The organism is Bradyrhizobium sp. CCBAU 45394 (genome assembly GCF_028128655.1).
Taxonomy (GTDB): Bacteria; Pseudomonadota; Alphaproteobacteria; order Rhizobiales; family Xanthobacteraceae; genus Bradyrhizobium; species Bradyrhizobium diazoefficiens.
This window is the reverse complement of the sequence record NZ_LBIX01000167.1, coordinates 136049-159546: the sequence shown is the minus strand read 5'-3', so window position 1 is coordinate 159546 and position 23498 is coordinate 136049. Positions and strand designations below refer to the sequence as shown.

At 65.3% G+C, this 23498-nt stretch carries 28 protein-coding genes; 15 read left to right on the top strand and 13 right to left on the bottom strand.

Features of this window, described 5'->3' with window-relative positions; translation table 11 throughout:
* Positions 1 to 56: 56 nt before the first annotated feature.
* The 5 genes from WN73_RS24835 to WN73_RS24815 form a co-directional block, all read right to left on the bottom strand.
* A complete protein-coding gene (locus tag WN73_RS24835) occupies positions 57 to 902 on the bottom strand; it encodes a ChbG/HpnK family deacetylase (protein WP_271555260.1) in 846 nt (281 codons plus the stop codon).
* Positions 899 to 1945, bottom strand: coding sequence for a glycosyltransferase family 2 protein (locus WN73_RS24830; protein WP_011090258.1), 1047 nt, complete (start codon positions 1943 to 1945; stop codon positions 899 to 901). Before WN73_RS24830 ends, WN73_RS24835 begins: the two co-directional genes overlap by 4 nt.
* 87 nt (positions 1946 to 2032) lie before the next feature.
* The gene (hisG, locus tag WN73_RS24825) at positions 2033 to 3010 is read right to left on the bottom strand and encodes an ATP phosphoribosyltransferase (RefSeq protein ID WP_060910417.1); all 978 of its coding nucleotides are present in this window, start codon (positions 3008 to 3010) and stop codon (positions 2033 to 2035) included.
* A gap of 3 nt (positions 3011 to 3013) precedes the next feature.
* Positions 3014 to 4165, bottom strand: a complete 1152-nt coding sequence (locus WN73_RS24820) for an ATP phosphoribosyltransferase regulatory subunit (RefSeq protein ID WP_271555259.1) — start codon at positions 4163 to 4165, stop codon at positions 3014 to 3016.
* 145 nt (positions 4166 to 4310) lie between these two features.
* Entirely contained in the window at positions 4311 to 5066 is a 756-nt protein-coding gene (locus WN73_RS24815) for a 16S rRNA (uracil(1498)-N(3))-methyltransferase (protein ID WP_271555283.1), read from the bottom strand.
* Between the two features lie 209 nt (positions 5067 to 5275).
* Between WN73_RS24815 and WN73_RS24810 the strand changes: the two genes are divergently transcribed.
* Both WN73_RS24810 and ubiA read left to right on the top strand, forming a co-directional pair.
* Complete coding sequence (locus WN73_RS24810; protein WP_161536742.1) at positions 5276 to 5935, top strand: hypothetical protein; 660 nt, start codon at positions 5276 to 5278, stop codon at positions 5933 to 5935.
* The gene (gene ubiA, locus WN73_RS24805) at positions 5932 to 6864 is read left to right on the top strand and encodes a 4-hydroxybenzoate octaprenyltransferase (RefSeq protein WP_028174620.1); all 933 of its coding nucleotides are present in this window, start codon (positions 5932 to 5934) and stop codon (positions 6862 to 6864) included. Before WN73_RS24810 ends, ubiA begins: the two co-directional genes overlap by 4 nt.
* A 110-nt stretch (positions 6865 to 6974) precedes the next feature.
* Here ubiA and WN73_RS24800 read toward each other — a convergent pair whose 3' ends face one another.
* Positions 6975 to 7493 carry a DUF6101 family protein gene (locus tag WN73_RS24800; protein WP_011090252.1) on the bottom strand — a complete coding sequence of 173 codons (519 nt, stop codon included), beginning with the start codon at positions 7491 to 7493 and terminating at the stop codon, positions 6975 to 6977.
* A 264-nt stretch (positions 7494 to 7757) separates the two neighbouring features.
* On the opposite strand from WN73_RS24800, the gene WN73_RS24795 reads away from it, so the two are divergent.
* The 7 genes from WN73_RS24795 (at position 7758) to WN73_RS24765 (ending at position 13860) form a co-directional block, all read left to right on the top strand.
* Positions 7758 to 9149 (top strand): TldD/PmbA family protein, encoded by a 1392-nt coding sequence (locus WN73_RS24795; protein ID WP_271555257.1) that lies wholly within the window; start codon positions 7758 to 7760, stop codon positions 9147 to 9149.
* On the top strand, positions 9136 to 9954 hold the full coding sequence (locus WN73_RS24790; RefSeq protein WP_028174622.1) for a 3'(2'),5'-bisphosphate nucleotidase CysQ: 819 nt from the start codon (positions 9136 to 9138) through the stop codon (positions 9952 to 9954). Before WN73_RS24795 ends, WN73_RS24790 begins: the two co-directional genes overlap by 14 nt.
* Positions 9955 to 10014: 60 nt before the next feature.
* Positions 10015 to 10260: a DUF4170 domain-containing protein gene (locus tag WN73_RS24785; RefSeq protein ID WP_011090249.1), complete on the top strand. Its 246-nt coding sequence runs from the start codon at positions 10015 to 10017 to the stop codon at positions 10258 to 10260.
* The gene (locus tag WN73_RS24780; RefSeq protein WP_028174623.1) at positions 10257 to 10970 is read left to right on the top strand and encodes a lysophospholipid acyltransferase family protein; all 714 of its coding nucleotides are present in this window, start codon (positions 10257 to 10259) and stop codon (positions 10968 to 10970) included. The genes WN73_RS24785 and WN73_RS24780 overlap by 4 nt, the downstream gene beginning before the upstream one ends.
* The gene (locus WN73_RS24775; RefSeq protein WP_271555256.1) at positions 10933 to 12279 is read left to right on the top strand and encodes a 3-deoxy-D-manno-octulosonic acid transferase; all 1347 of its coding nucleotides are present in this window, start codon (positions 10933 to 10935) and stop codon (positions 12277 to 12279) included. The genes WN73_RS24780 and WN73_RS24775 overlap by 38 nt, the downstream gene beginning before the upstream one ends.
* Positions 12272 to 13288 (top strand): tetraacyldisaccharide 4'-kinase, encoded by a 1017-nt coding sequence (gene lpxK / locus WN73_RS24770; protein ID WP_271555255.1) that lies wholly within the window; start codon positions 12272 to 12274, stop codon positions 13286 to 13288. Before WN73_RS24775 ends, lpxK begins: the two co-directional genes overlap by 8 nt.
* Before the next feature lie 236 nt (positions 13289 to 13524).
* The gene (locus WN73_RS24765; protein WP_011090245.1) at positions 13525 to 13860 is read left to right on the top strand and encodes a GYD domain-containing protein; all 336 of its coding nucleotides are present in this window, start codon (positions 13525 to 13527) and stop codon (positions 13858 to 13860) included.
* A gap of 384 nt (positions 13861 to 14244) precedes the next feature.
* On the opposite strand, the gene WN73_RS24760 is transcribed toward WN73_RS24765, so the two are convergent.
* The gene (locus WN73_RS24760) at positions 14245 to 14430 is read right to left on the bottom strand and encodes a hypothetical protein (protein WP_271555254.1); all 186 of its coding nucleotides are present in this window, start codon (positions 14428 to 14430) and stop codon (positions 14245 to 14247) included.
* A gap of 405 nt (positions 14431 to 14835) precedes the next feature.
* Complete coding sequence (locus WN73_RS24755) at positions 14836 to 15123, bottom strand: hypothetical protein (RefSeq protein ID WP_271555252.1); 288 nt, start codon at positions 15121 to 15123, stop codon at positions 14836 to 14838.
* A 177-nt stretch (positions 15124 to 15300) separates the two neighbouring features.
* Here WN73_RS24755 and WN73_RS24750 point away from each other — a divergent pair, with 177 nt between their 5' ends.
* Positions 15301 to 15606 (top strand): hypothetical protein, encoded by a 306-nt coding sequence (locus WN73_RS24750; RefSeq protein WP_161536737.1) that lies wholly within the window; start codon positions 15301 to 15303, stop codon positions 15604 to 15606.
* A gap of 16 nt (positions 15607 to 15622) precedes the next feature.
* On the opposite strand, the gene WN73_RS24745 is transcribed toward WN73_RS24750, so the two are convergent.
* Positions 15623 to 15850 (bottom strand): DUF2093 domain-containing protein, encoded by a 228-nt coding sequence (locus WN73_RS24745; protein WP_011090242.1) that lies wholly within the window; start codon positions 15848 to 15850, stop codon positions 15623 to 15625.
* A 203-nt stretch (positions 15851 to 16053) separates the two neighbouring features.
* Between WN73_RS24745 and WN73_RS24740 the strand changes: the two genes are divergently transcribed.
* Together WN73_RS24740 and WN73_RS24735 are read left to right on the top strand one after the other, a co-directional pair.
* The gene (locus WN73_RS24740) at positions 16054 to 16878 is read left to right on the top strand and encodes a dienelactone hydrolase family protein (RefSeq protein ID WP_271555249.1); all 825 of its coding nucleotides are present in this window, start codon (positions 16054 to 16056) and stop codon (positions 16876 to 16878) included.
* A gap of 222 nt (positions 16879 to 17100) precedes the next feature.
* A complete protein-coding gene (locus tag WN73_RS24735; RefSeq protein WP_165448178.1) occupies positions 17101 to 17250 on the top strand; it encodes a hypothetical protein in 150 nt (49 codons plus the stop codon).
* A gap of 214 nt (positions 17251 to 17464) precedes the next feature.
* Here the strand turns inward: WN73_RS24735 and xseA are convergent, their stop codons facing one another.
* Positions 17465 to 19096, bottom strand: a complete 1632-nt coding sequence (xseA, locus tag WN73_RS24730) for an exodeoxyribonuclease VII large subunit (protein ID WP_271555248.1) — start codon at positions 19094 to 19096, stop codon at positions 17465 to 17467.
* Between the two features lie 120 nt (positions 19097 to 19216).
* Between xseA and WN73_RS24725 the strand changes: the two genes are divergently transcribed.
* The 3 genes from WN73_RS24725 (at position 19217) to WN73_RS24715 (ending at position 21321) form a co-directional block, all read left to right on the top strand.
* Positions 19217 to 20227, top strand: a complete 1011-nt coding sequence (locus WN73_RS24725) for an alpha/beta hydrolase (RefSeq protein ID WP_271555246.1) — start codon at positions 19217 to 19219, stop codon at positions 20225 to 20227.
* A 240-nt stretch (positions 20228 to 20467) separates the two neighbouring features.
* Positions 20468 to 21022, top strand: coding sequence for a hypothetical protein (locus WN73_RS24720; protein WP_271555244.1), 555 nt, complete (start codon positions 20468 to 20470; stop codon positions 21020 to 21022).
* Entirely contained in the window at positions 21022 to 21321 is a 300-nt protein-coding gene (locus tag WN73_RS24715; RefSeq protein WP_271555242.1) for a winged helix-turn-helix domain-containing protein, read from the top strand. Before WN73_RS24720 ends, WN73_RS24715 begins: the two co-directional genes overlap by 1 nt.
* Positions 21322 to 21554: 233 nt before the next feature.
* Here WN73_RS24715 and WN73_RS24710 read toward each other — a convergent pair whose 3' ends face one another.
* The 3 genes from WN73_RS24710 to WN73_RS24700 all read right to left on the bottom strand — a co-directional run bounded on the left by WN73_RS24710 (position 21555) and on the right by WN73_RS24700 (position 23415).
* Positions 21555 to 22235, bottom strand: coding sequence for a hypothetical protein (locus WN73_RS24710; RefSeq protein ID WP_271555240.1), 681 nt, complete (start codon positions 22233 to 22235; stop codon positions 21555 to 21557).
* A gap of 233 nt (positions 22236 to 22468) precedes the next feature.
* Entirely contained in the window at positions 22469 to 23173 is a 705-nt protein-coding gene (locus tag WN73_RS24705; protein WP_271555238.1) for a hypothetical protein, read from the bottom strand.
* A complete protein-coding gene (locus WN73_RS24700) occupies positions 23170 to 23415 on the bottom strand; it encodes a hypothetical protein (protein WP_271555236.1) in 246 nt (81 codons plus the stop codon). Before WN73_RS24700 ends, WN73_RS24705 begins: the two co-directional genes overlap by 4 nt.
* Positions 23416 to 23498: the final 83 nt, after the last annotated feature.

Below are 23498 nucleotides of genomic sequence, written 5' to 3'. Positions count from 1 at the left end.
GCTGGATTAAATTTCGGTATGCGACAAGCTGCCTCGCGGCCGGCTTTAGCCGCCATTCACCCCAGTGTCGCGTTGGTCTGCGCCAGCAACCGCACGAATTCATCGCCCCCAAGATAGGCATGCTCGCGTTCGCGCACGTCGGTCATCGGATCAAGCGCGGCAAGGACGTCGTCGACGAAGCCGGGATGGCACATCACGAGGCCGCCATCGGGGAGGCCTTCCAGGAATTGCCGCATCAGCGCGCCGAAATCGGCCGCGCGCTTGAAGTCATAGGCGCCGGCGAAGCCGGGATTGAAACCGAGGCCGGCGCCGCCGGCGCGGCGGCGGAATTGCGCGCTGAGGATGTCGAGCACCATGGCTTTTGGCGAGGCGAGCCGCTGCTTCAGCGGCAGGTCGCGGCCGCCCTGGCGCACCCAGGCGTTCGGCGCGGTTTCGCTGACCGCGTCGATAAAGCCGTCGCGCACCTGCGGATAGAGCTGCACATGCTGATGGCCGTCGACGAAGTCTGGCGCGCGGCCGAAAGCCTCCGTGAAGGCCACGAGCTGCGCCTTCACCTCATTGCGAAAGAATTCGCGGTCGAGCCGCCGCAAGACACCCGCGCGCAAGAGCTTCGGAAACGGCATGAACATGTCGCCGTCGAGCGGGCGGAAATGCATGGTGAGCGGCCGGAACGGCGCGGACAGCGTCACGTGCAATCCGATCGCGCAGCGCGGGCTCGTCTTCGCCGCGGCCTCAAGCGCCTCGATCTCGCCGCGAGCGATCGCGGGGCCGACCATCATCACCGAGGTGGCGTTGAGGCGGCCGCGCTCGATCAGGTCTCGGATGGCGCGATTGACGCCAGGGCTGATGCCGTAATCGTCGGCGCAGAGCCAGATCCGCCGCGGCGCCGCCGCCGCGCTCATTCGGCCGCCGTCCTCTTCGCGGCGTCGTCGGCCTTGTCGGCCTCGAAATGCTTCTCGCTGTGCTCGGCGACGAAGTAGATCGGGCGCGCCTTCAGCTCGGAGAGGATCTTGCCGATATATTCGCCGACGATGCCGATCATGATGAGCTGCACGCCGCCGATGGTCATCAGGCCGACCACGAGCGAGGGATAGCCGGGGACCTGCTTGCCGGTGGTGAAGACCTCCCAGAGAATGGAGAGGCCGAACAGGAAGGCGATGCCGGCGAGCACGACGCCGAGCAGGCTGGCGAAACGCAGTGGTGCCACCGAGAACGAGGTCAGGCCCTCGATCGACAGGCCGAGCAGGCGCGCGGCGTTGAAGGTGGTGACGCCATGGGCGCGCGGCGACGGTTCGTAGTCGACGCGGATCTGGCGGAAGCCGATCCAGCTTGCCAGGCCCTTGAAGAAGCGGTTGCGCTCCGGCAGTTGCCGAAGCGCCGTGACCGCGCGCGGCGAAAGCAGGCGGAAATCGCCGGCGTCTTCCGGAATCTTCTGGCGGGCGCCCCAGTTGATCAGGGCGTAGAAGCCATGCACGGCGAGCCGCCGCAGGAAGGTTTCGTTGTCGCGATGCGCCTTGGCGGTATAGACGACGTCGTAGCCGTCATCGATCCAGTGTCCCACAAGCTGCTCGACGAGAGCCGGCGGATGCTGGCCATCGCCGTCCATGAACATCACGGCGCCGAGGCGGGCATGGTCGAGGCCGGCCATCAGCGCTGCCTCCTTGCCGAAATTGCGCGACAGCGAGACCACCTGGACGTCGATCGCGTCGGCCGGCAGGCTGCGCGCGATCGACAGCGTCGCGTCCGCGCTGCCGTCGTCGACATAGACCACCTCGCAAGCGAGGCGATGGCGCTGCCGCAGGGTCTTTGCGAGATCGCAGATGCGCTGGTGCAGGGCGGCAAGCCCCGCCGCCTCGTTGTAGACGGGGACGACAATCGACAGTCCCTTCGCGGCGGCGTTGGCCGCGGTGGTCGTCAGGCCGGAAACATCAGAGCCCAGCGTCATCGATCAAGGTTCCAGAGGCGTTCAAGGTCATCTCAACAGCATATGGTAGCTGCCGTTTGCTGTCGCTACGCTGAACGGACCTGAGGCTCACCGCCGCAGGAACGCCTCGAGCTTGGCGAACAGCGGGTTCTCCCGGTCGAACACGTAGTCGAGCGAAACCACCGAGACGGTCTCGGCGCCATGCTCGCGCAGGAAGCTCGCGAGCGCATAGAGCTGCCCCGGCGGGCAGTGCAGCGTCAGCATGCCCGACGAGGTCGGCCCGCCGAACGGGGCCTCCACGCCGAACCGGCTGTGGGCCTCGCCGAGCAGGGCGGCGTCGCACTGCCGGAATCGGGTCCGGACCTCGCGGTATTTGTTGGCCCGCGCCCGCGCCGCGATGTGGTCGAGGATGACGCGCGCGGTCTCCCGCGCCTGCGGCGACCAGTCGGCATCCCTGGAGGCGACCAGATTGGCCTGGCTGCGCAGGATCATGCCGTCGTCGAGCACCCGCAAGCCGTTGGCGGCGAGGGTCGCGCCGGTCGTCGTGATGTCGACGATCAGCTCGGCGCTGCCGGCTGCCGGCGCGCCTTCGGTCGCGCCTGCGCTTTCGACGATGCGGTAATCGGTGATGCCGTGGTTCTGGAAGAACGCGCGGGTGAGATTGACGAACTTGGTCGCGACCCGCATCCGCATGTGATGCTGCTCGCGGAAGCCGGTGGTGACGTCGTCGAGGTCGGCCATGGTGCGGACGTCGATCCAGGCCTGCGGCACCGCGACGACGACGTCGGCATAGCCGAAGCCGAGGCCTTCGATCAGGGACACACGCTTGTCGGCGTCCGCGATGTTCTCGCGCACCAGGTCCTCGCCGGTGACGCCGAGATGGGCGAAGCCGCGCGACAGCTGCGCGGCGATCTCACTCGCCGACAGATAGGCGACCTCGACATTGTCTAGCCCTGCGATGGTGCCGCGATAGTCGCGTGCGCCGCCGGCCTTCGACAGCTTGAGGCCCGCGCGGGCGAAAAAGGCTTCGGTGTTTTCCTGGAGGCGGCCCTTGGAGGGAACGGCCAGAACGAATGGCGCGCTCATGACTTAGGTCCCCACCTTGCGGCCGATCCGGGTCAGCGCGTCCACCCAGACCGAGAAACCGACAGCGGCGATCGGCTCGGCTGAACCAAGCTGGGTCATCAGCCCGTCATAGCGTCCGCCGGCGACCAGCGGCTCGGCGCCATTGCCGCGGTGATGCAGCTCGAATTCGAAGCCGGTGTAATAGTCGAGCCCGCGTCCGAACGCGGTCGAAAAGCGCGTCTGCTTCACGTCGATGCCGCGCGCAGCCATGAAGCCGACCCGGCTCTCGAACTGATCGATCGCAGCCGTGAGGTCGAGCCCGGCGTCGGTGGTGAGCGCACGCAACTCGGCGACGGCGTCGTCGGGATTGCCTGCGATCGACAGGAAGCGCTTGAGCACGGCGATCGCCTCGCGGGGCAGCGCGCCGCCCTTCAGCGTCGATTGCTCGAGGAAGCGGTCGGCGATCTCGGCGGTGGTGCGGCCGCCGACATTGGTGGTGCCGGCGATCGACATCAAATCGGTGACGAAGGCGAGCGCCGCCTTGCGGTCGGAGCCGGCCAGCGCCGCCAGCACGCCCTCATATTCGCTGCGGGTGGCGGTCGTCGCGGCCGCCAGCCGTTCCAGATCCTGCTCCAGGCTGATCTTGCGGTTGAAGTCCTTGACCAGGCGGCGCCGCCAGACCGGATAGAGGTTGAGCGCGTCGAGCAGCGCGTTGAACAGCGCCACATCGCCGGTGCGGATCTCGACGTCGCGGACGCCGAAGGCGCCCGTCGCCTCCAGCGCCAGCGCCAGCATCTCGGCATCGGCCGCGGCGCGGTCCTGGCGGCCGAACGATTCGATGCCGGCCTGAAGAAACTCGCTGGCCTGGCCGTTGCGGTAGCGGAACACCGGACCGAGATAGCTGAACCCGGCCGGTTGGCCGGCGCGGCTGGAGGCGAGGTAGTCGCGCGCCACCGGTATGGTCAGGTCCGGGCGCAGGCAGAGCTCCTCGCCGGTGAGGTCCGTGGTCAGATACAGGCTCTTGCGGATGTCCTCGCCGGAAAGGTCCAGGAACGGCTCGGCCGGTTGCAGGATCGCCGGCTCGGCCCTGACATAGCCCGCCTGCGCGAACGACAAGAGCAGCGTATCCGCCCAGGCAGCGGAGCCGGCAGCATTTGAGGTGGCAGTCGCGGTCATCTCAGGGGTCCATCGTCCCGGTGGAACCGGGCAGGGCAAGGGGAGGCAAGTGGAGGCAAGCCAGTTGGCGCAGCCCTTAGCATGGCCGGAAAGCGGTTTCGACCTCCAAAGGATCAATCGCTTAACGGCCGGCCAATGCGCAGCATCAGGGAGTCTTGCCGCCCCAATCGCCCAGCACCGTCTGCACCAGCGCCAGCGCAGCCACCGCGGCGGTGTCGGCCCGCATGATCCGGGGGCCCAGGGCGAGCCGCAGGATCTTCGGCTGCCGCAGCAGCAGCGCCCGCTCTTCCTCGGCAAAGCCGCCTTCGGGGCCGATCAGCACGTCGATACCTTGTCCCGCCTCGCGCGCGCCTTGCAGGCTCTGAACGGGGTTTTCGACCTCCGCCGCCTCATCGCAGAAGATGAGCAGGCGACCCGCGGCGCGCTGGCTGAGGAAGCGCTCCAGCGGCACCGGCTCGGCCACGGTCGCGATGCTCAGGATGCCGCATTGCTCGGCGGCCTCGACCACGTTGGCACGCATCCGCTCGGTGTTGACCCGGGAGGCCTGGGTGAACCGGGTCAGGACCGGTTGCAGGCTGGCGGCACCCATCTCGATGGCCTTCTGGACCATGTAATCGAGCCGGGCGTGCTTGAGCGGGGCGAAGACGTAAGTGAGGTCGGCCAGCCGGTCCTGCGGCCGGGTCTGCTGGAGGATGACGAGGCCATCCGGCCGTTTGCGGCCTTCGATCGCGGCCTGCCATTCGCCGTCGCGGCCGTTGAAGGCCAGGACCTCGGCCCCCGCGGCAAGCCGCAGCACATTGCCGAGATAATTGCTCTGGTCGCGGTCGAGCGGGACCCTGGCATCCTGGGCCAGGGGGGCATCGACGAACAGGCGGGGGGCGCGGAAATCGTGGGAAGGCATCATTCAGGTCCGATTTGCCGCCGTTATTAACCGAAAGCCGCCATTTCGGGGGTAAATATTGCCAAACTGGTGCGTCGGCGCGCCGCGCTCTTGCCCTATTCGACGGGTTGTTAAGGGCCGGCGGGAATCGTAAAAACGCGAACACGCTGGTTGCGCTTCAATTGGGAAGACGCCGAACCCCGTAAGCTCCTGCCGGAGAGACTGCCTTGATGATCCGTCATTTGATGGTTCCGATCACCGCCGCCATGATCACCATGGGGGCCGCTGGCGCCTATGCGCAAAGCGCCTTCCCGGCGCCGCTGCCAAACCAGGCCGCGAGCAGCTCGGCGTTTCCGCCCGTGAACGGCTCGGCGCCGACAGCCTCCGTCGGCACGGCGCCGCAATCCTCGTTTCCGGTGAACGGCGCCGCGCCGGTCGGCGGCGCCGGCGCTTTCAGCGCGGCCCCGCCGACGCAAGCCCCGGGTGAGGACTGCATGAAGGCCTTCATTCCCCTGCGCGAGGAGGCCGAGAAGCGCGGCAAGGCGATTAAGGCCGCGAGCGACCGCCACGCGCCGCCGGACGAGGCGTGCAAGCTGATCCGCAATTTCGGCCAGGCTGAAATGAAGATGATCAAGTACGTCGAGACCAACGCTGCAAAATGCGGAATCCCGCCGCAGGTCGGCGCGCAGATGAAGGACGGCCACAAGAACACCGAGGCCATGACCACGAAGGTCTGCAACGTCGCGCAGCAGATGCAGAACCAGCCGCGCGGTCCGGCCGGCCCGTCGCTGAGCGAGGTGCTGGGTTCGGGCTCGGCACCTGAAGCCAATGCCGGCAAGAAGGGCGGCAGCACCTTCGACACGCTCAACGGCAACGTCCTCACGCGATGAGCGACACATCCGCCCGCGTTGCCGACTCCACCGGCAACTGGGTCGATACGCTCGCGCCGCCATGGGCGCGGCCCTATTTGCGATTGTCCCGCTTCGATCGTCCGATCGGCTCCTGGCTTCTCCTGATGCCATGCTGGTGGTCGGCGGCGCTCGCCGCCGGCATCGCGCACGATTCCGGCCGCCTGCCGCTCACCATCGTCCTGTTCTTCATCGGCGCCTTCGTCATGCGCGGGGCAGGCTGCACCTGGAACGACATCACCGACCGCGATCTCGACGACAAGGTCGAGCGCACCCGCTCGCGGCCGCTGCCGTCGGGGCAGGTGACCACGAAGCAGGCGCTGGCCTTCATGGTCGCGCAGGCCCTGATCGGTCTCGTGGTGCTCCTGCAATTCAATCGCTTCGCGGTCCTGACCGGCATCGCCTCGCTTCTGATCGTCGCGATCTACCCCTTCATGAAGCGCATCACCTGGTGGCCGCAGATCGTGCTCGGCCTCGCCTTCTCCTGGGGCGCCTTGATGGGTTTTGCCGTCACCTTCGGCCGCATCGACGTCACCGCGCTCGTGCTGTATGGCGGATCGATCGCCTGGGTGATCGGCTATGACACGATCTATGCGCATCAGGATGCCGAGGACGACGCGCTGATCGGCATCAAGTCCACCGCGCGCCTGTTCGGCGCGCACACGCACCAGGCGCTGATCCTGTTCTATGGGCTTGCGGTGGTGCTGATCGGCGTCGCGCTGGCGTCAGGCGATGTGCGCTGGCCCGCCTGGCTCGGGCTTGCCGCTTTCGCCGCGCATCTGGCCTCGCAGATCGTGCGCTTGAGGATCGACGATCCCGCGCTTTGCCTGCGCCTGTTCAAGTCGAACCGGGATGCGGGCTTGTTGCTGTTTGCGGGATTGCTCGCGGACGCGGTGATGCGCGCGGCGTGACGCAAATGCGTGGGGTGGGCAAAGGCGCTCTTGCGCCGTGCCCGCCATCTTGCCGAGATTGAGATGGAAATAGGCGGGCACGCTTTCGCTTTGCCCACCCTACGGCACCTTTAGTTCCTCGCGATGATCTCGCGCTCGCCGTGATGAACCGACAGCTCGCGCGCCATGGCGGTGCGCCGGCGCATCAGGAATTTCGGACGGCGGGCGCGGATCGCGTTGGCGCGGCGGCGGCGCGGTGCGGGCTTGCGCGCGCCTTCGTCGAGCTGCGGAAGCGCGAAGATCTCGCTCCAGACCGCCCAGGCCTCGGTGAGCTCGTCGCCGTCGGCGCCGACCAGCAGCGGAACGGAGAGCGAGGGATCGCGATGGACGAGGACGAGGGCCTGCGCCGCGTCGTTGCCGCGCAGCGCGACGCCGGAGAAGTCGCTGACGCGCACGTTGATCGCCATCCGCATGCCGCGGACGGCACGGCGCAGCACGACACGTTCGCGATGAAGCTCGATCTGCCTTGTGTATCCGTCGGCGCGCGGATCATGCGCATCGAAGCGGACCGGAAGGGAAAGAGGGTCGAGCCGCAGAGAGCGGCTCGACCCGGCGGGAGCGATCCCGCTTGTTGCTGTTTGACGCCTCACGGCTTTAGTTCTCCCCGCCAGGATTATGTTCCCGGTCGATGCGAGGACCTTAGCGCGGCGGCTTCCGAAACCGCTTAAAAAGGCTGGTTAACCCAGCGTCACCGCGGCTCATGATTGACAAGACCTTGGCGCGCATGATTGACGAGACGTTGCGCCGAAGTCGCGAATCTGAGCTTTTAGCGGACTGAAAATGCTTGAAGTCCGCGCTATCAGGGCACATCTGTGGGTTCCGGTCCCGAACCCCGCCCCAACAGGATTTCGTTTGTGAACCCTTCACCAAGCTCGACGCTTTCGCCCAAAGCCAATCGCGACCTGTTCGATCAGTCCGCGCTGTCCGATCTCGCACAGCGGTTGGTCGAGGCGGCCAGGCGCGCCGGCGCGGATGCGGCCGATGCGGTCGCAGTGCGCGGCGTCTCGCAAGGCGTCGAGGTGCGCGACGGCCGTGTCGAGGAATCCGAGCGGTCCGAGGGCGACGACGTCGGCCTGCGCGTGCTGGTCGGCCAGCGCCAGGCGGTGGTCTCGACCAACGACGTCAGCGGCGATGCCGTGACCAAGCTCGCCAAACGCGCGGTCGCGATGGCGAAGGTCGCACCCGACGACAAATATGTCGGCCTCGCCGATCCCGCGCTGCTCGCGCGCGACTTCCCCGATCTCGATCTGCTCGATCCGAATATTCCGGCGACCTCGGAGCTCGAGCGCCGCGCGCTCGAAGCCGAGGCCGCGGCGCTCGCGGTGAAGGGCGTGACCAAGTCCGGCGGCGCCTCGGCCTCCGCCGGCATGGGCGGCATGGTGCTCGTCACCTCAACCGGCTTCCACGGCTCCTACCTGCGCTCCAGCCAGGGCATCTCGGCCACCGCGATAGCAGGCGAGGGCACCGGCATGGAGCGCGACTACGACTTCACCTCGGCGCCGCATGGCGCCGACCTGCTGTCGCCGGAGGTCGTCGGCCGCTCCGCCGGCGAGCGCACCGTGGCGCGCTACAATCCGCGCAAGGTCGAGACCTGCAAGGTGCCGGTCGTGTTCGATCCGCGCGTTGCGGGCTCGCTGGTCGGCCATGTCGTCGGCGCCATCAACGGCGCCTCGATCGCGCGCAAGACCAGCTTCCTGAAGGACAAGCTCGGCCAGCAGTTGTTCGCCAAGAACATCCGCATCATCGACGATCCCCTGCGCAAGCGCGGCCTGCGCTCGCAGACCTTCGATGCCGAGGGCGTCGCGGTGAAGAAGATCGCGCTGATCGACGAGGGCGTGTTGACGACCTGGCTGCTCGACTGCGCCACCGCGCGGGAGCTCGGCCTTGCCACCACCGGCCACGCCCATCGCGGCGTCTCGTCCTCGCCCTCGCCCGGGCCGTACAATCTGCATCTCGAAGCCGGCACACCGACGCCGGCCGAGCTGATCGCCGACATCAAGCAGGGTTTCTACGTCACCGACCTGATCGGCTCCGGCGTCAACGGCGTCACCGGCGATTACAGCCGCGGCGCCTCCGGCTTCTGGATCGAGAACGGCGAGATCACCTATCCCGTCAGCGAGGTGACGATCGCTGGCCACCTGTTCGAGATCTTCAAGTCGATGCAGCCCGCCAACAATCTCGAATTCCGCTACGGCATCAATGCGCCGACGGTGCGTATCGAGGGTTTGACGCTTGGCGGACGCTGACGCGAACTCGCTCGACGCGACGATCCTGACGCGCGACGCGGCGCTGCTGAAAGACACGGTACGGGAAGCGGGCGCGCTCGCGCAGTCGATGTTCCGCACCGAGCTGAAGACATGGACCAAGGGCGCGTCCTCGCCGGTGTCGGAAGCCGACATCGCCGTCAACGACCTGCTCGAAGCGCGCCTGCGCAGTGCCACGCCCGACTATGGCTGGCTGTCGGAGGAGAGCGCCGACGATTCCACGCGGCTGTCGCGGCGGCTGGTCTGGGTGGTCGATCCGATCGACGGCACGCGCAACTATCTCGGCGGCCACGACGAATGGTGCGTCAGCGTGGCGCTGGTCGAGGACGCCGCGCCGCTGCTGGCCGCGGTGTTCGCGCCGGCCAGCGGCGAGTTCTTCTTCGCGGCCCGCGGCCAGGGTACGCTGCTCAACGACAAGCCGGTGCGGGCGACGCCCGGGTCCACGCTCGATTTCTCCCGCATGGCCGGCCCCAAGCCGATGGTCGAGCGTCTCAATACCGCCGGCGGCGACATCAAGCTGCACCCGCGAATCGGCTCGCTCGCGCTCCGGCTCTGCCGGGTCGCCCATGGCGCGCTGGATGCGGCTTTTGCGGGCGGCAACAGCCATGATTGGGATCTTGCGGCGGCCGATTTGATCGTGCAGGAAGCGGATGGTAGGATGAGCGACCTCTCCGGAGATCCCATCCTCTATAACCGCCGGGAAGTGGCGCACGGGGTGCTGGTGGCAGCGGGTCGCGATCGTCATGCGAGCATTGTCGCGCATTTTCGAAATCGTCCCTTGCCCTGAGCGCTTTCGCTGTGCTTGTCGAACACTGCTTTGCCGGGCAGCCCGTTAGGAAGAGAACCCATGCCAGATAGTGCCCCGCAACAACTGCTCCATCTCGTCATCGGAGGCGAACTGCTCGATCTCGAGCACAACACCTTCAAGAACCTCGACGACGTCGAGATCGTCGGCCTCTACCCGAACTATGCGTCCGCCCACGTCGCCTGGCGCGCCAAGGCGCAGAGCACGGTCGACAATGCGCAGATGCGCTACTTCATCGTCCATCTCCACCGGCTGCTCGACCCGAATCAAGAAACGAAGGCGCGTTGAAAAAGCTGCTTCGCAATACGCTGCGAAGCAGCTGGTTTCAGCGTGCCGTCGGGGTCCTGGCGGCCGAATATCTGCGTCTGGTCTGGCGGACCAACAAATTCACGTTCGATCCGCCCGACGTCTATGACATCGTCGAGCCGCAGATCCCGGCGATCTTCGCCTTCTGGCACGGCCAGCATTTCCTCACCCCGTTCATCAAGAACAAGGACTCCTACCGGGCCAAGGTCCTGATCTCCCGGCACCGCGACGGCGAGTTCAACGCCATCGCGGTGGAGCGGCTCGGCATCGGCCTCATCCGCGGTTCCGGGGATCATGGCAGTGCCTTCCACCGTAAAGGCGGCGTCGGCGCCTTCAAGGAGATGGTGCGGACGCTGCAGGACGGTTGTAATGTCGCGCTGACCGCCGATGTCCCCAAGCGCGCGCGCGTGGCCGGGCTCGGCATCATCATGCTGGCACGGGAATCGGGGCGGCCGATCATGCCTTTCGCGATGGCGACCAGCCGTTTCATCCGGCTCAAGAACTGGGACCGCACCACCATCAACCTGCCGTTCGGGCGGGGCGCATTGGTCGGCATCAAGGAAATCCACGTTCCGCCGGACGCCGACGCCGCCATGATGGAAGCGTTGCGGCTGGAGCTGGAGGAGACGTTGAACGAAGCGACCCGGCGCGCCTATGCGCAGCTCGGCCGCCCGGGGCCGCAAGATGCCTAATTCGCTGCCCAGAGCGCTGCCGATGACGCTGCGGATGTACCAGCGCCTGGCTTCCGGCCTGGTGCCGCTCGCGCCTGCGCTGATCAAGCGGCGGCTGAAGCAGGGCAAGGAAGACCCCGCGCGTGTCGGCGAGCGGCGCGGCCTGTCCCGGGACGTGCGGCCGCATGGTCCGCTGGTCTGGATCCACGGCGCCAGCGTCGGCGAGGTTCTGGCCGCGGCGGCGCTGATCGGGCGGCTGCGCGATCTCAATTTGCGCATCCTGCTCACATCCGGCACCGTCACCTCGGCCGCCGTCGTCGCAAAACGCTTTCCACCCGACGTCATCCATCAATACGTGCCGTATGATTCCCCGCGCTATGTCGCGCGCTTCCTCGACCACTGGAAGCCGTCGCTGGCGCTGTTCATCGAATCGGATCTGTGGCCGAACCTGATCCTGGCGGGTGCAACGCGGCGGGTGCCGATGGTGCTGATCAACGGGCGGATGTCGCCGCGCTCCTTTCCGCGCTGGCAGCGCATGTACGGCACCATCTCGGCGCTGCTGTCGCGGTTCGACATCTGCCTGGCGCAGTCCAAGCTTGACGCCGAACGCTTCTCCGCGCTCGGCGGCCGCGACGTCCTCACCACCGGCAATCTCAAGCTCGACGTGCCGGCGCCGCCGGCCGATCCCGCCAAGCTCGAACGGCTGATGGCGATGACGCGCGGGCGTCCGATCATCGTCGCGGCCTCGACCCATCCGGGCGAGGACGAGATGCTGGTGGCGGCGCATCGCAGCCTCGTCGGTTTCTTCCCGCAGCTTCTGACCGTGATCGTGCCGCGCCATCCGGATCGCGGCTCCTCGATCGCTGGCCTGATCACCGCGTCGGGCCTGAAGCCGGCGCTGCGCTCGCGCGAGGAGCTGCCGACGGCCGCGACCGATGTCTATGTCGCCGACACCATGGGCGAGCTCGGCCTGTTCTACCGGCTCTCGCCGATCGTGTTCATGGGCGGGTCGCTGATCCGCCATGGCGGCCAGAATCCGATCGAAGCGATCAAGCTCGGTGCGGCGATCGTCCATGGTCCGCACGTCTTCAATTTCGCCGACGTCTACGAAGCGCTCGATGCGAGCGGCGGCGCGCGCCAGGCCGACACGCAGGAGATCCTGGTCAAGCAGCTCGGCCAGCTCCTGGCCGATCCCGCCGTGCGCGACAAGATACAGCACGCAGGCAGCAGCGTGGTCGAGCAGCTCGGCGGCGCGCTGGAGCGCACCATGGCCGCGCTCGAGCCGTATCTGCTGCAATTGCGGATCGAGATGGGAGCCGCCAATGCGTGAGCCGGCCTTCTGGTACCGGCCGCGTTCCCCAGAGTCCCAAATCCTCCGTCCCCTGGGCGCGCTCTACGGCGCGATCACGGGGCGTCGCATGGCGCTCGAGGGATTCGACGCCGGCATCCCCGTGATCTGCGTCGGCAACTACCATGTCGGCGGCGCCGGCAAGACGCCGACCGTGCTGGCGCTGACGAAGCTCCTGCGTGAGCTCGGTGAGACGCCTGTCGTGCTCAGCCGCGGCTATGGCGGGCGCCTGCAGGGCCCGGTGATGGTCGACGGCGCGCGTCACATCGCAGCCGATGTCGGCGACGAGCCGCTGATGATGGCGCGCGACGTCCCTGTCGTCGTCGCGCGTGACCGCCTCGACGGCGTCGCGCTCGCCAAATCACAAGGCGCGACCGTGATCCTGATGGACGACGGCTTCCAGAACCCGCGTCTGCTCAAGGATGCCTCGCTGATCGTGATCGACAGCGAGCGCGGCATCGGCAACGGCAAGGTGTTTCCGGCCGGTCCCCTGCGCGCGCCGCTGAAGGCCCAGCTCGCGCGTACCGACGCGCTAGTGCTGATCGGCGACGGCCGCGCCGCCAACGACGTCGCCGCCGAGCTTGCCAAGCGCAACAAGCCGGAGCTGCGCGCGCGCCTGAAGCCGGATGCAGCCTCGGTCGCGCAGCTGTTCGGCAAGCGGGTTTTCGCTTTCGCCGGCATCGGCGATCCTGAACGCTTCTTCCGCACCCTGCGCGCCAGCGGCATCGATGTCGCGCGCACGCGTCGCTTCGCCGATCACCACATGTTCTCGCCCGAGGAGATCGCCGCGCTCGCGGCGGAAGCACAGCGCGAGCAGCTGACGCTGGTGACCACGGAAAAGGATCTCGCGCGCCTGCGCGGCAGCGAGGGCGTGCCTGACGGCGTCGTGCCGTTCGCGGTGCAGCTCGAATTCGATGACCCGGCAAAGTTGCGGCAATTGATCAGCGATCATCTCTACAAGGCGCGCGAGCGTCGGTTCGGCAGGCGTTGATCGCGTGCGACACCGGGGCGACATGTCGCGGCGGATGAATTCTCTTCCGCACCTTCGGGAGTTGATGTAGCCTTCGATGAGAGCCGTCACCGGGACGTGCCGAACTCCCGGCAATCATCGGCGGCGTTTATGCCCACGGCGGGCAACGTACCTTCATCATTTCAGATGCGAGACCGTACCGATAAGTTCGGAACGGCCGCGAGAGTCATTGCCAAAAGCTCAGAGGAGAACATGCCATGCATTTTTGCCTCACTGGACAATACACACCACGCGCTCTCAACGCCATTTTGGAAAACCCCACGACCAATCGCCAGGAGGCGGCGAGGAAACTCATCGAAGCGGCCGGCGGCAAGCTGATTTCGATGTACAGCGTTGCGGCCGACGGTCCAGGCGTGCTGGTGATTTTCGATGTGCCTGATCCGAGTGCGGCTCCGGCGATTTCCGGCCTGACCGTCACGGCGGGCACCCTGCAGAACGTGAAACTGACCCGGCTGTTCACGCAGGACGAGATCAAGCAGGTCCGCCAGAACGCGGCGAAGCTGCGTTCTTCGTATACTCCGCCCGGAGGCTGATATCCGGATCTCGAGCGATGCCGCCGCAATCGCATCAAGCGGCGGCAACGCTTTCCTCACGGCAAGAAGCAGGTCTGCACGCTGAGGCGCGGCGAAGGCCTTGCGGTGTCCATTGACGGACGATGCGGGACGGCGCGTGCTGCGTCCGGCGCCCTAGGTCCGACTGAACGTGCTTGGCAGCGGGCCCGCTAACGGCGTGCTTCCCGGCTCGGCGGTCAGGCCCCCTCACCAGGCTCCAACGGCAATCATTCCGATGATGGTCAGGCACGAGGCGCAGGCCACCATGACAGTATAGCATTCGGGTGTATTCATTGCTTGCTCCCAAACTGCTGCCAATTGCTTGGTCACTGCTACGCGGGAGAGATCGCCGGTCTTGGGGCCGCTTCAAGTCGGCACGCCGCGACCGGTCTTGCGTTGTGCGTCCGTCCTCTCATCGTCACCCTGGTCCGCAGGATGATAATGCGCTTCGAGAGCTTCAGAGCGTTCAGCTGCGATCAGCAGCTGTTTCCGCATTTCAGCGAGGCGGGCGCGGCAATATTCACGATAGAGCAGGTCCAGTATGGTGGGCATGATCCCCCCCATCGTTTGACTTTCGATTTACAAATATTTCACCGCAAATTTTCGAGGTGATCGTAACCCGCCAGATGGCTCTTCGATATGAGCCCGTTCACAGACTGCGCCAATTCCAAAGCTCGATGGCCGTTTGGTTGACTTGATTGTCTGCGCGATAAAAAGAGCAGGGCCAGTTACCTAACACGCACTATAGCAGCCCTCTGTTTCACCAAGACTTCGTCAAACAACTTAAGGGCGCCAAGTCGCACCAAAGAATCCAACCACAGCGCGAAATGACTCACCAAGGAGTGCAAGCACTGTTCGATGCAACGCAGATCGGCACGACGGAGATCATTTTGGCTGTGAGACCCGCAGTTGAGGTGCGCTGCCCCTGCCGCGGTGGCTGGAATAGCGCGGCGCAATTTACACGCCGTGATGCCCGGAGCGAAGCTTGCTCGCATCGACGACGTCCGTTCCCATGTGCTTCACGAAGACAGTCTTCAGTTGGCTGCGCTCGGAAGCACTGAACCGGTCGGGATCGAGACCTTGGGCCATGATGAGCCAGCTTGCAAATTGATCCGCAGAAACCGGCCGTGTGTCTGGAATAAAGTCGGAAACGTGCAGCGGCGTGCGATCCTCGACGCCGCCACACCAACCTAGGTTCGCACAGAATTCGTGCATCATCCCGTCGAATGCATTCGGGCGTCCCATTCGAGCTCCCAAACTGTCCTGCCCCCAACGTAACACAATCTCACCAAGCCTGAGCACACGCCCGCGACGAAGTGATGGTGGGCACGCTTTCGCTTTGCCGCACCCTGCGGCAGCCCGCCATTCACGCGACATTCATCGCAAAACGCCTATCGGTCCGGGACCGATCGGGAGAATTCGATGAAATTGCCGTCCGCGACTGTCGCCGCCAGCCTTGTGTGTCTGATCATTGCGCCCGTGTTTGCACAAACGACGCCGCCCGCCGCTTCGACCGGCACGGTGCCGGTTCCCGCGACCAGGCGCGTGACGTGTCTCGGCACGACGCAAAACCTGAAGGGACAGGACAAGCGCGACCAGATGCAGCTCTGCATGGCGCAGGCGCGGGTCGATTGCCTCAAGCAGGCGATCGATCAGAAGGTCGTCGGCGAGCCCAGGAAGACCTTCATCAAGACCTGCGTGGGCGGGGATGCCACTGAGCAGCAATAGCAGCGCAGGCGCGGCCTCACGGCTGCGGCTTTGGCGCGCCGGGGAAATGCCGCTGCAGCACCGCGGCCGGCGTGGCGTAGGCTTCTTGAAGGTCCACGCTCCAGTACTTCAATTCGTCGAGCGGGATCCGCGTGTCGGTGATCGCGCAGCGCACATAGGTCCCCGGCGAGATCACGCGGAAATCGCCGTCGAGATATTGCACCTGCGCTTCGCCATTGCCGGAAGAGCCGAACTTGTTCAGCACGGTCGAAAGTCTCCGTGGAAGGCCTCTCCGTAAAACACCCTGGAGGGCACGATGTGTTGGACGGGATGTAGCATAGATAGGGCGGCCTGTCCGCCCGGTAAACCCACCGGTTTGTGATGTTTTGCCGCCGTTTTCGCATGATAGTGCTTCGGGCGAAGGATCGTCCCGGCGCAAGCGGCCGGCACCTGATACGGCAGAGCCCGATGCGCCTTCGATTGACCGCCCTGTTCCTGATGCTGCTGATGTCGGCCGCGTGCGCTGCGCCTGCGCCGCAGCAGGTCGAGATTCCGCTCGGCTCCGGAATCCTGCATGCCCAGCTTTACAAGCCTGAGGGCGCCGGGCCGTTTCCGACCGTGATCGCGCTGCATGGCTGCGGCGGCCTCGGCGGCCATGCCGATCCCGTATTGCCGCGCTATCGCGACTGGGCGGAGCGGCTGGTCAAGGCCGGTAACGCGGTGCTGCTGCCCGACAGCTACGGCTCGCGCGAGCTCGGGCCGCAATGCCGCGTCAAGGAGACGCACGTCAAGGCGCGGCGCGAGCGTGTCGCCGACGTCGCGGCCGCGCGCGCCTGGCTGATGAAGCAGGCCTGGGTCGCGCGCGACCGCGTCAGCCTGATCGGCTGGGCCAACGGCGCGAGCACGCTGCTGTGGGCGGTGCGCCCGCAGAACGCGGCGCGCGACGCAGGTCCGGATTTCCGCGCGGCGATCGCGTTCTATCCGGATTGCCGCATCTCCGCCGGCCTCGGCTGGAGCGCGCGGGTGCCGACGCTGGTTTTGATCGGCGCCAATGACGACGTGTCGTCGCCGCCGGCCTGCCGCCAGATGGTCGAGGGTGCGCATGGCCGCAGCGCGCTCGCGCGCATCGTGGTCTATCCCGGCGCCTATCACGACTTCGACCGCGCCAACACGCCGCTGCACGCAGCTAGCGGCAGCAGCGACGCCGCCGCGCCCGAGCACGGCCATCTCGGCACCGATGCGGTCGCACGCGCGGAGTCGCAGAAGGACGTCGCGGAGTGGCTGGCGCGGTGATGAAGATCCAGAAGCCCGGATATCGCTGCGCTCATGCGGGCTAGGGGGCTACGGATTCCCAAGCGGGGCCGCCCGAGGAACAATTTGAGGCGGACAGCCCCGCATCGACCACCGCCCTGCACGGATAGTGGCCGACCGTGAATCTACGGATCGCGCATGGCTGCGGTTTCAGCACGGGACGGTGCCATCATTCGACCACGATGTCGGTTAAACGCATCCCACATGCGCAACCGCATCGTCCTCTTTTCCTCCGCACTGATCGTCTTCACCGTCGCGATCTTCCTGTTCGAAGCCCACGCCGGCGCGCCAATGCTCGCGCCTGAACATTGCGGCTTCTGGACCACGATCGACGCGGGATTGTCCTGCCGCTAGGCGGGCTGTTGCGACTCCTACCCTTCCGCGCTGATATGTATTGAGAGGGCGACCAACTCTCCCCAACGTCGTCCTGGCGAAAGCCAGGACCCATACCGCGGAATCTATCGATTGTACGCGGCATTAGTCCCGAACGATCAGTCTTCGCCAAACTACTTCCTGGGGTAATGGGTCCTGGCTTTCGCCAGAACGACACGGAGAGTGAGCCGCCAACTCAGAACAAACTGCCCTGATCCACCGGCTTGCCGACGCGCTTCGGCGCGGGCTTGGTCTCCTGCGCGGCCGGCTTCGGTTGCTGTGCGCGTTTGGCGGCAGGGCGATCCGCGTCCGTCGTCGCGCCGACGCGTCCGTCCGCGAACTCGATCTCGACGCGTGCGCCGGGACCGACGCTGTCGGCCGAATGCAGGGGATGGCCGGCCTCGTCCCGCACCAGCGCAAAGCCGCGCGCAAGCACGCCGCGATAGGACAACGCCGAGAGCAGCTTGCCGCTGGCCTCGACGCGGGCGTCGAGCCGTTGCAGCAGCGTCACCAGCGCACGGTTGGCACGCTCGGCCAGGCGATGCGTGCGTTCGCGCTGGCGGGCAATCGCGTTGCGCTGCGCCTGTGCGTTGGAGAGTTTTGAGGCCCGCAGCCGCACCTCGAGACCGGCAAAGCGGTCGCGCCGCTGCCGCAACAGCGACCGCGCGGAGAGACCGAGCCGCTCGCCGCACACGGTGAGCCGGTGATCGGCCTGCGAGATCTGCCCGTGCAGCACCCGCAGCGTCAGCTTTGCGCCCGCCGCAGTAAACCTGCGGAAATGCGCATGCGTGTTGGCTTTCAAGCCGCGGGGCAGGGCGGCGCCCGCCGAATCCAGCCGCTGCCGCGGGATCGCCAGCAGATCTCCGGCCGCCGGCAGCGCACGCGCAGCCGCACGCAATTCGCTGCGGCGGCTTTCGTGGGCGCGCTGCCAATAGGCGCGGGTGCGCCGTGCGAGATCGGCGACCTCGACGAACAGGTCGCTGCGCACGGGGACGGCCATCTCGGCCGCCGCCGTCGGCGTCGGCGCGCGCTTGTCGGCGACGAAATCGATCAGCGTGATGTCGGTCTCGTGGCCCACGGCGGAGATCAGCGGGATCATGCTCTCGGCCGCCGCCCGCACCACGATCTCCTCGTTGAACGACCAGAGATCCTCCAGCGAGCCGCCGCCGCGCGCGACGATCAGGACGTCGGGGCGCGGAATCTTGCCGCCCTCCGGCAGCGCGTTGAAGCCGCGGATCGCGGCCGCAACCTGCTCGGCCGAGCCTTCGCCCTGCACCTTGACCGGCCACACCAGCACATGGCGGGGGAATCGGTCCTCCAGCCGGTGCAGGATGTCGCGGATGACGGCGCCGGTCGGCGAGGTCACGACGCCGATCACCTCCGGTAGCCACGGCAGCAGCTGCTTGCGCGCCTCGTCGAACAGGCCCTCGGCGGCAAGCTTCTTCTTGCGCTCTTCCATCAGCGCCATCAGCGCGCCGATGCCGGCCGGCTCCAGCGCCTCGATGACGATCTGGTATTTCGAGGAGCCCGGATAGGTCGTGAGCTTGCCGGTGGCGATGACCTCGAGCCCCTCCTGGGGCTTGAAGCGCATCCGGCCGTGCACGCCCTTCCAGATCACCGCCTCGATCTTGGCGCTCTCGTCCTTGAGCGCGAAATAGCAGTGGCCGGAGGAGTGGGCGCCGCGAAAGCCCGAGATCTCGCCGCGGACCCGGACATGGCCAAAGGCATCCTCCACCGTCCGCTTCAGGGACTGTGAAAGCTCGGAGACGGTGAATTCGGGGGCGTTAAGCAGGGGTTCCGCGGGCGGCATCGGCAAACGATTCGGCATTTTGGGGTCAGACCCGACGTTAAGGATTTTCGCCGCCGGGCGCCAATCCGGGGATTGATTGGGAGAGTACTCTGCAGTATAGAGTTCTCTATTGATGATGAGTTCAATGGAGTTGAGCCCATGGCGAAGCAGCTGCTGCGCGGCGTGTTGAACGGACTGAAATGGGCCCTGTGCGCCGTCGGCGCCGTGGCGCTGATCCTGGTCGCGATGATCGCAACGCCACCGGAGCGGCCGCCTGAGATGCGGTCGGTCTCGGAGTCGGTGAAGCTTGTCGACTTCTCGACCATGCCGCCGCTCGAGCGTTTTCAGGCCCGTGACGGCACCTGGCTCGGCTTTCGCCACTACGCCCCGAACGGACCCGCGACCGGCCATGGCGCGATCTTCATCCACGGCTCCTCCGGCTCCAGCGGCACCGTCAACCACGCGCTGACCCATGCGATCGCCTTGCGCGGCGTCGAGACCTGGGCGCTCGACATGCGCGGCCACGGCGCCTCGGGCACGCGCGGCGATATCGGCTATGTCGGCCAGCTCGAGGACGATCTCGTCGACTTCGTCGCCCATGTCCGCAAGGCTGCGCCCGATCTGCCGCTGACCCTGATCGGCCATTCCGCCGGCGCCGGCTTCTCGCTGCGCGTTGCCGCGACGCCGATCATGCAGGACATGTTCGTGCGCACCGTGCTGCTCGCGCCCTATCTCGGCTATGACGCACCGACCAACAAGCCGCATTCCGGCGGCTGGGCCAATGCCGACGTTCCCCGCCTCCTCGGCCTCACCGCCCTCCGCAAGCTCGGCATCGACTGCTGCTCGCAGCTTCCGGTGCTTGCTCTGGCCGTGCCTGCGAATTCGGCGAAGTATCTCGTCTCCACCTATTCCGACCGCCTGATGCGCAATTTCGCGACGCGCGGCTATCGTCTCGATCTCGCGGCGACGACGCGTCCCGTCACGATCTTCGGCGGTGCCGAGGACGAGATGATGATCTCGGATAAATATGCGGAGACGGTGCAGGCGATCAAACCGTCGGCCGACGTCAGGATCATCGACGGCATCAACCACATGGGCATCGTCACCAGCCCGAAGGCGATCTCGGCAATCGCCGAGGACGTGGCAACGCGCGGGGCGGGGCAGTCATGATGCGATCCGCTGATGGCAAGGCAAGCGCATATGGGAGCGGCTTCCGGCCATCCTTCGAGACGCCCGCCTGCGGCGGACCCTCAGGATGAGGGCGGAGTTTGCGGCGGTCGCTTCAACGGGGACTGGTGCAGCCGAGCCTCATCCTGAGGAGACCGCGAAGCGGTCGTCTCGAAGGACGAGGCGTGCGCTCAGGTGTCACCGAGCGTCATACGAGATAGCCCTGGGACTGAAAGGGACGACATGATCGACAGCAAGGAGGCGTCCGCAGCGCTGGCCGACATCGACGATATCGTCCAGCGCGTGAAGCAATCGCAGCTCTACGAGCTGGCGAGCTATGCAGCCGTCTGGTGGGGCATATTGGTGTTCGCAGGCAATCTCGTGACCTGGCTCTGGCCGATCTACGCGGTCTATGCCTGGGTCGCGGTCGATGTTCTCGGTGTCGGCGGTCTGGTTGCGCTGCGCCTGCTCAATCCGCCGCATCACCCTCATGGCGCCGGCTTCGACGCCAGGCTGCCGCTCGTATTCGTGCTGTTCTTCGCCTTCGGCTATCTCTGCACCAATGTGATCGGCCATTTCGGCCCGCGCCAGCTGGGCGCGTTCTGGCCGCTCTATTTCATGCTGTTCTACACCCTGGCAGGCCTCTGGTTCGGCTATGCCTTCGTGGCGATCGGTCTCGGCATCTCCGCGCTGACGCTGATCGGCTTCTTCACCATCGGCGAGGCGTTCCCGCTCTGGATGGCTTTCGTCAACGGCGGCGGGCTGATCCTCGGCGGCCTCTGGATGCGGCGGATCTGATGGCCGAGCTCGACGACATCATCCACCAGCCGTTGCGGCTCAAGATCATGGCGGCGCTGAACGCGTTGCCTGTGTCCGCCGGCCTGGAATTTTCGCGGCTGAAGAAACTGACGGGCGCCACCGACGGCAATCTCGGCGCGCATATCGAGACGCTGGCCAAGGCGGGCTACGTTTCCGTGGACAAGGCCTTTGTCGGCAAGAAGCCGCAGACGACCGTCACCGCCACCGCCACCGGCCGCGGCGCCTTCGCGCGGCATGTGGCGACACTGCAGGAGATCATTGCGGGGAAGCAGGTGTAGCTTTCTGCGATGCTGATTGCGGTGCCTCTCCCCTTGCGGGAGAGGGAATCTTCGCTGGTGACACAGACTCACTCGGGTGAGGGGTTCTCTCTGCGAGTCTTACTCCTGTTTGTGTTTGCGGATACAACCCCTCATCCGCCGGTCTGTCGAAGCACGAGCCCGATCCGTTGGTCGCGATTGCGGAAGCCGCGAAGTGACAGCCTGCCACGCGGTGCCGTGGGACAAATTGGCTGTCACCAAGCGCTACTCAATTTCCTTACAGCGTCCCATCTCACGAAATCTAGCTGCTTGGTCTTCGGCTCGAAGTACAGAACTCCTCGATCTCCAGCGCGAATAAGTTTGACCGCGAGCTTTTCATTTTCCAGTTGAATCGAGTGGTCGCTGGCTCCGCGTGACACATAAGAATGAGCAAAGTCGTGGCCGGTTGCAAATGCGGTAACGATGATCAAAATACCAGAGATCAAGTAGACTAACCTTCTGGGAATGGGAAACAAGCGGAACAAAGTCACGGCTGCGCCAGCGATTAGTCCTGCGATCAATCCAAAGAAGCTGAAGTAAAGGGCTACTCCAACGAGCAAAACAAGACCCGCGGGTATTGCTGCATCGACGTATCGTCTCTTAGTCTTATGCATATTTTTCCCGGCAGTGTGGACTTTTACTCCAAGCAACACATCAAGGCCCGGGCCCAAATAGGCAATCAAAAAGATAGCCAATACAAACGCAACTGGCGTAGCTTCCAATGCAAAAACGACGTGCTCGGTGATTGAGAAGAGCGTGAATAGCTTAATATCGAGTCCGTAGAAGTATCCAACGTCGTAGCTGATCGCGATTGCAGTACCGATTAGCGGAATAAGAACGGCTACTTCCTTAAATTCTAGCTGCGGTTTCGCGGGTGCGTGTTGATCATCTTGCACTAGAGACCTCATGAGAGTATCGCGGCCAACGCGAAGCGTTCAATGTCATGGCGGTGCAACCCCTTCTTGCGAATCGGGAGCCGTCACGATGGCACAATGCAGGGTAGAGCCGCGAGGCTCGGGTTGTTTGTCCCGGCTATTCACAGGTTCGGTCCACTGCAGCGTCTCGCGTGCTGCCATGATCTCGATCTTCGCCGAGCGGCCGCAACCATCCGGACTGATGCCTTGCGATTTTAAGACCACCCGCGATAGTGGATGTCGTGAGCCCGCGTCTCTGGAGATTTTGGCTGATCGCCTCCGACAAAACCACCCTTCAGGTCCAGCCACGCAAATTCGGATGATGGGTACGGTGCCCTTGCAGTTTGCCAACGACGAACATCGAGCCGAATACCTGAGTGAACCTCGCCGAGCGATACGAGCGATCCCGGCTTGCCTTGAATCAGTCGCTCGCAAACCCATATTTTTGAGAATTTGGAGTCGAGTGATTCAAAGAAGGACTCGCTCGCCATCGCGCAACTGCCTGCGTCCTCATCTTCGCGCGTAAAGCCATCAGTTCGGCAAACGATCTCCCTTGCCCTGAACTGGTTTGGTAGATGATCTTTGAGCGCCGCAGTCAGCTTGGCAACGCAATCAGCATTCGCCTCCAGCCCGCGACGCGGCGATGTCCAGAATTGTGCGCGATACCCGGTTCTCGCGTTGAAGAACAAATCGTAAAGCTCTGGTTGGATGCGAAACTGGACGATGCCGCGCATGCAACCGCGATAGCGATCAACTCCCAACCAGTAGTCGCCTGCTGTTATCGCCTTTTTTAGAGTCGACGAAAGGTTCTCGATGATCTGGTCGTATTCGATGGCTTGCTCAAGTCGTTGAACGCGAGTCGTATCGTGCTGCGCAATCGTCGAGAAAGCCCATTCACCACTGGAGATGGGATTCGTCATCCGGGATTGTCCCCCATCTTCGCCGGTTCGAAATTCGGCCGCACCTCCGCGCTGCGCTGGCCGCAGCGCTCGCACACGAAGCGCGGCCCGATGTCGGAGAGCCGGACATCATCGGCCCAGCCGTCTGCGTTGGTTTCGACGTGATGGCCGCAACGGTAGTCACGGCAATAAATCGGGATCTCGCGCGCGCCGGACTCGCGCATCTCGCGGAAGGTGATCTTTAGCGGGTAGGATTCATCCATCGTCGTCGGGCCTTCGCCGTCAGAAAGCGGACCGGGATGTATTTTCCAGAACCTAGAAGATTGACGGTTTTGAATTTATTCCA

Coding starts and splice junctions, on each gene's coding strand:
- WN73_RS24835 (WP_271555260.1), bottom strand. CDS start 902: ATGAGCGCGGCGGCGGCGCCGCGGCGGATCTGGCTCTGCGCCGACGAT.
- WN73_RS24830 (WP_011090258.1), bottom strand. CDS start 1,945: ATGACGCTGGGCTCTGATGTTTCCGGCCTGACGACCACCGCGGCCAAC.
- hisG (WP_060910417.1), bottom strand. CDS start 3,010: ATGAGCGCGCCATTCGTTCTGGCCGTTCCCTCCAAGGGCCGCCTCCAG.
- WN73_RS24820 (WP_271555259.1), bottom strand. CDS start 4,165: ATGACCGCGACTGCCACCTCAAATGCTGCCGGCTCCGCTGCCTGGGCG.
- WN73_RS24815 (WP_271555283.1), bottom strand. CDS start 5,066: ATGCCTTCCCACGATTTCCGCGCCCCCCGCCTGTTCGTCGATGCCCCC.
- WN73_RS24810 (WP_161536742.1), top strand. CDS start 5,276: ATGATCCGTCATTTGATGGTTCCGATCACCGCCGCCATGATCACCATG.
- ubiA (WP_028174620.1), top strand. CDS start 5,932: ATGAGCGACACATCCGCCCGCGTTGCCGACTCCACCGGCAACTGGGTC.
- WN73_RS24785 (WP_011090249.1), top strand. CDS start 10,015: ATGCCAGATAGTGCCCCGCAACAACTGCTCCATCTCGTCATCGGAGGC.
- WN73_RS24775 (WP_271555256.1), top strand. CDS start 10,933: ATGCGCAGCTCGGCCGCCCGGGGCCGCAAGATGCCTAATTCGCTGCCC.
- lpxK (WP_271555255.1), top strand. CDS start 12,272: ATGCGTGAGCCGGCCTTCTGGTACCGGCCGCGTTCCCCAGAGTCCCAA.
- WN73_RS24765 (WP_011090245.1), top strand. CDS start 13,525: ATGCATTTTTGCCTCACTGGACAATACACACCACGCGCTCTCAACGCC.
- WN73_RS24760 (WP_271555254.1), bottom strand. CDS start 14,430: ATGCCCACCATACTGGACCTGCTCTATCGTGAATATTGCCGCGCCCGC.
- WN73_RS24755 (WP_271555252.1), bottom strand. CDS start 15,123: ATGGGACGCCCGAATGCATTCGACGGGATGATGCACGAATTCTGTGCG.
- WN73_RS24750 (WP_161536737.1), top strand. CDS start 15,301: ATGAAATTGCCGTCCGCGACTGTCGCCGCCAGCCTTGTGTGTCTGATC.
- WN73_RS24740 (WP_271555249.1), top strand. CDS start 16,054: ATGCGCCTTCGATTGACCGCCCTGTTCCTGATGCTGCTGATGTCGGCC.
- WN73_RS24735 (WP_165448178.1), top strand. CDS start 17,101: ATGCGCAACCGCATCGTCCTCTTTTCCTCCGCACTGATCGTCTTCACC.
- xseA (WP_271555248.1), bottom strand. CDS start 19,096: ATGCCGAATCGTTTGCCGATGCCGCCCGCGGAACCCCTGCTTAACGCC.
- WN73_RS24725 (WP_271555246.1), top strand. CDS start 19,217: ATGGCGAAGCAGCTGCTGCGCGGCGTGTTGAACGGACTGAAATGGGCC.
- WN73_RS24720 (WP_271555244.1), top strand. CDS start 20,468: ATGATCGACAGCAAGGAGGCGTCCGCAGCGCTGGCCGACATCGACGAT.
- WN73_RS24715 (WP_271555242.1), top strand. CDS start 21,022: ATGGCCGAGCTCGACGACATCATCCACCAGCCGTTGCGGCTCAAGATC.
- WN73_RS24705 (WP_271555238.1), bottom strand. CDS start 23,173: ATGACGAATCCCATCTCCAGTGGTGAATGGGCTTTCTCGACGATTGCG.
- WN73_RS24700 (WP_271555236.1), bottom strand. CDS start 23,415: ATGGATGAATCCTACCCGCTAAAGATCACCTTCCGCGAGATGCGCGAG.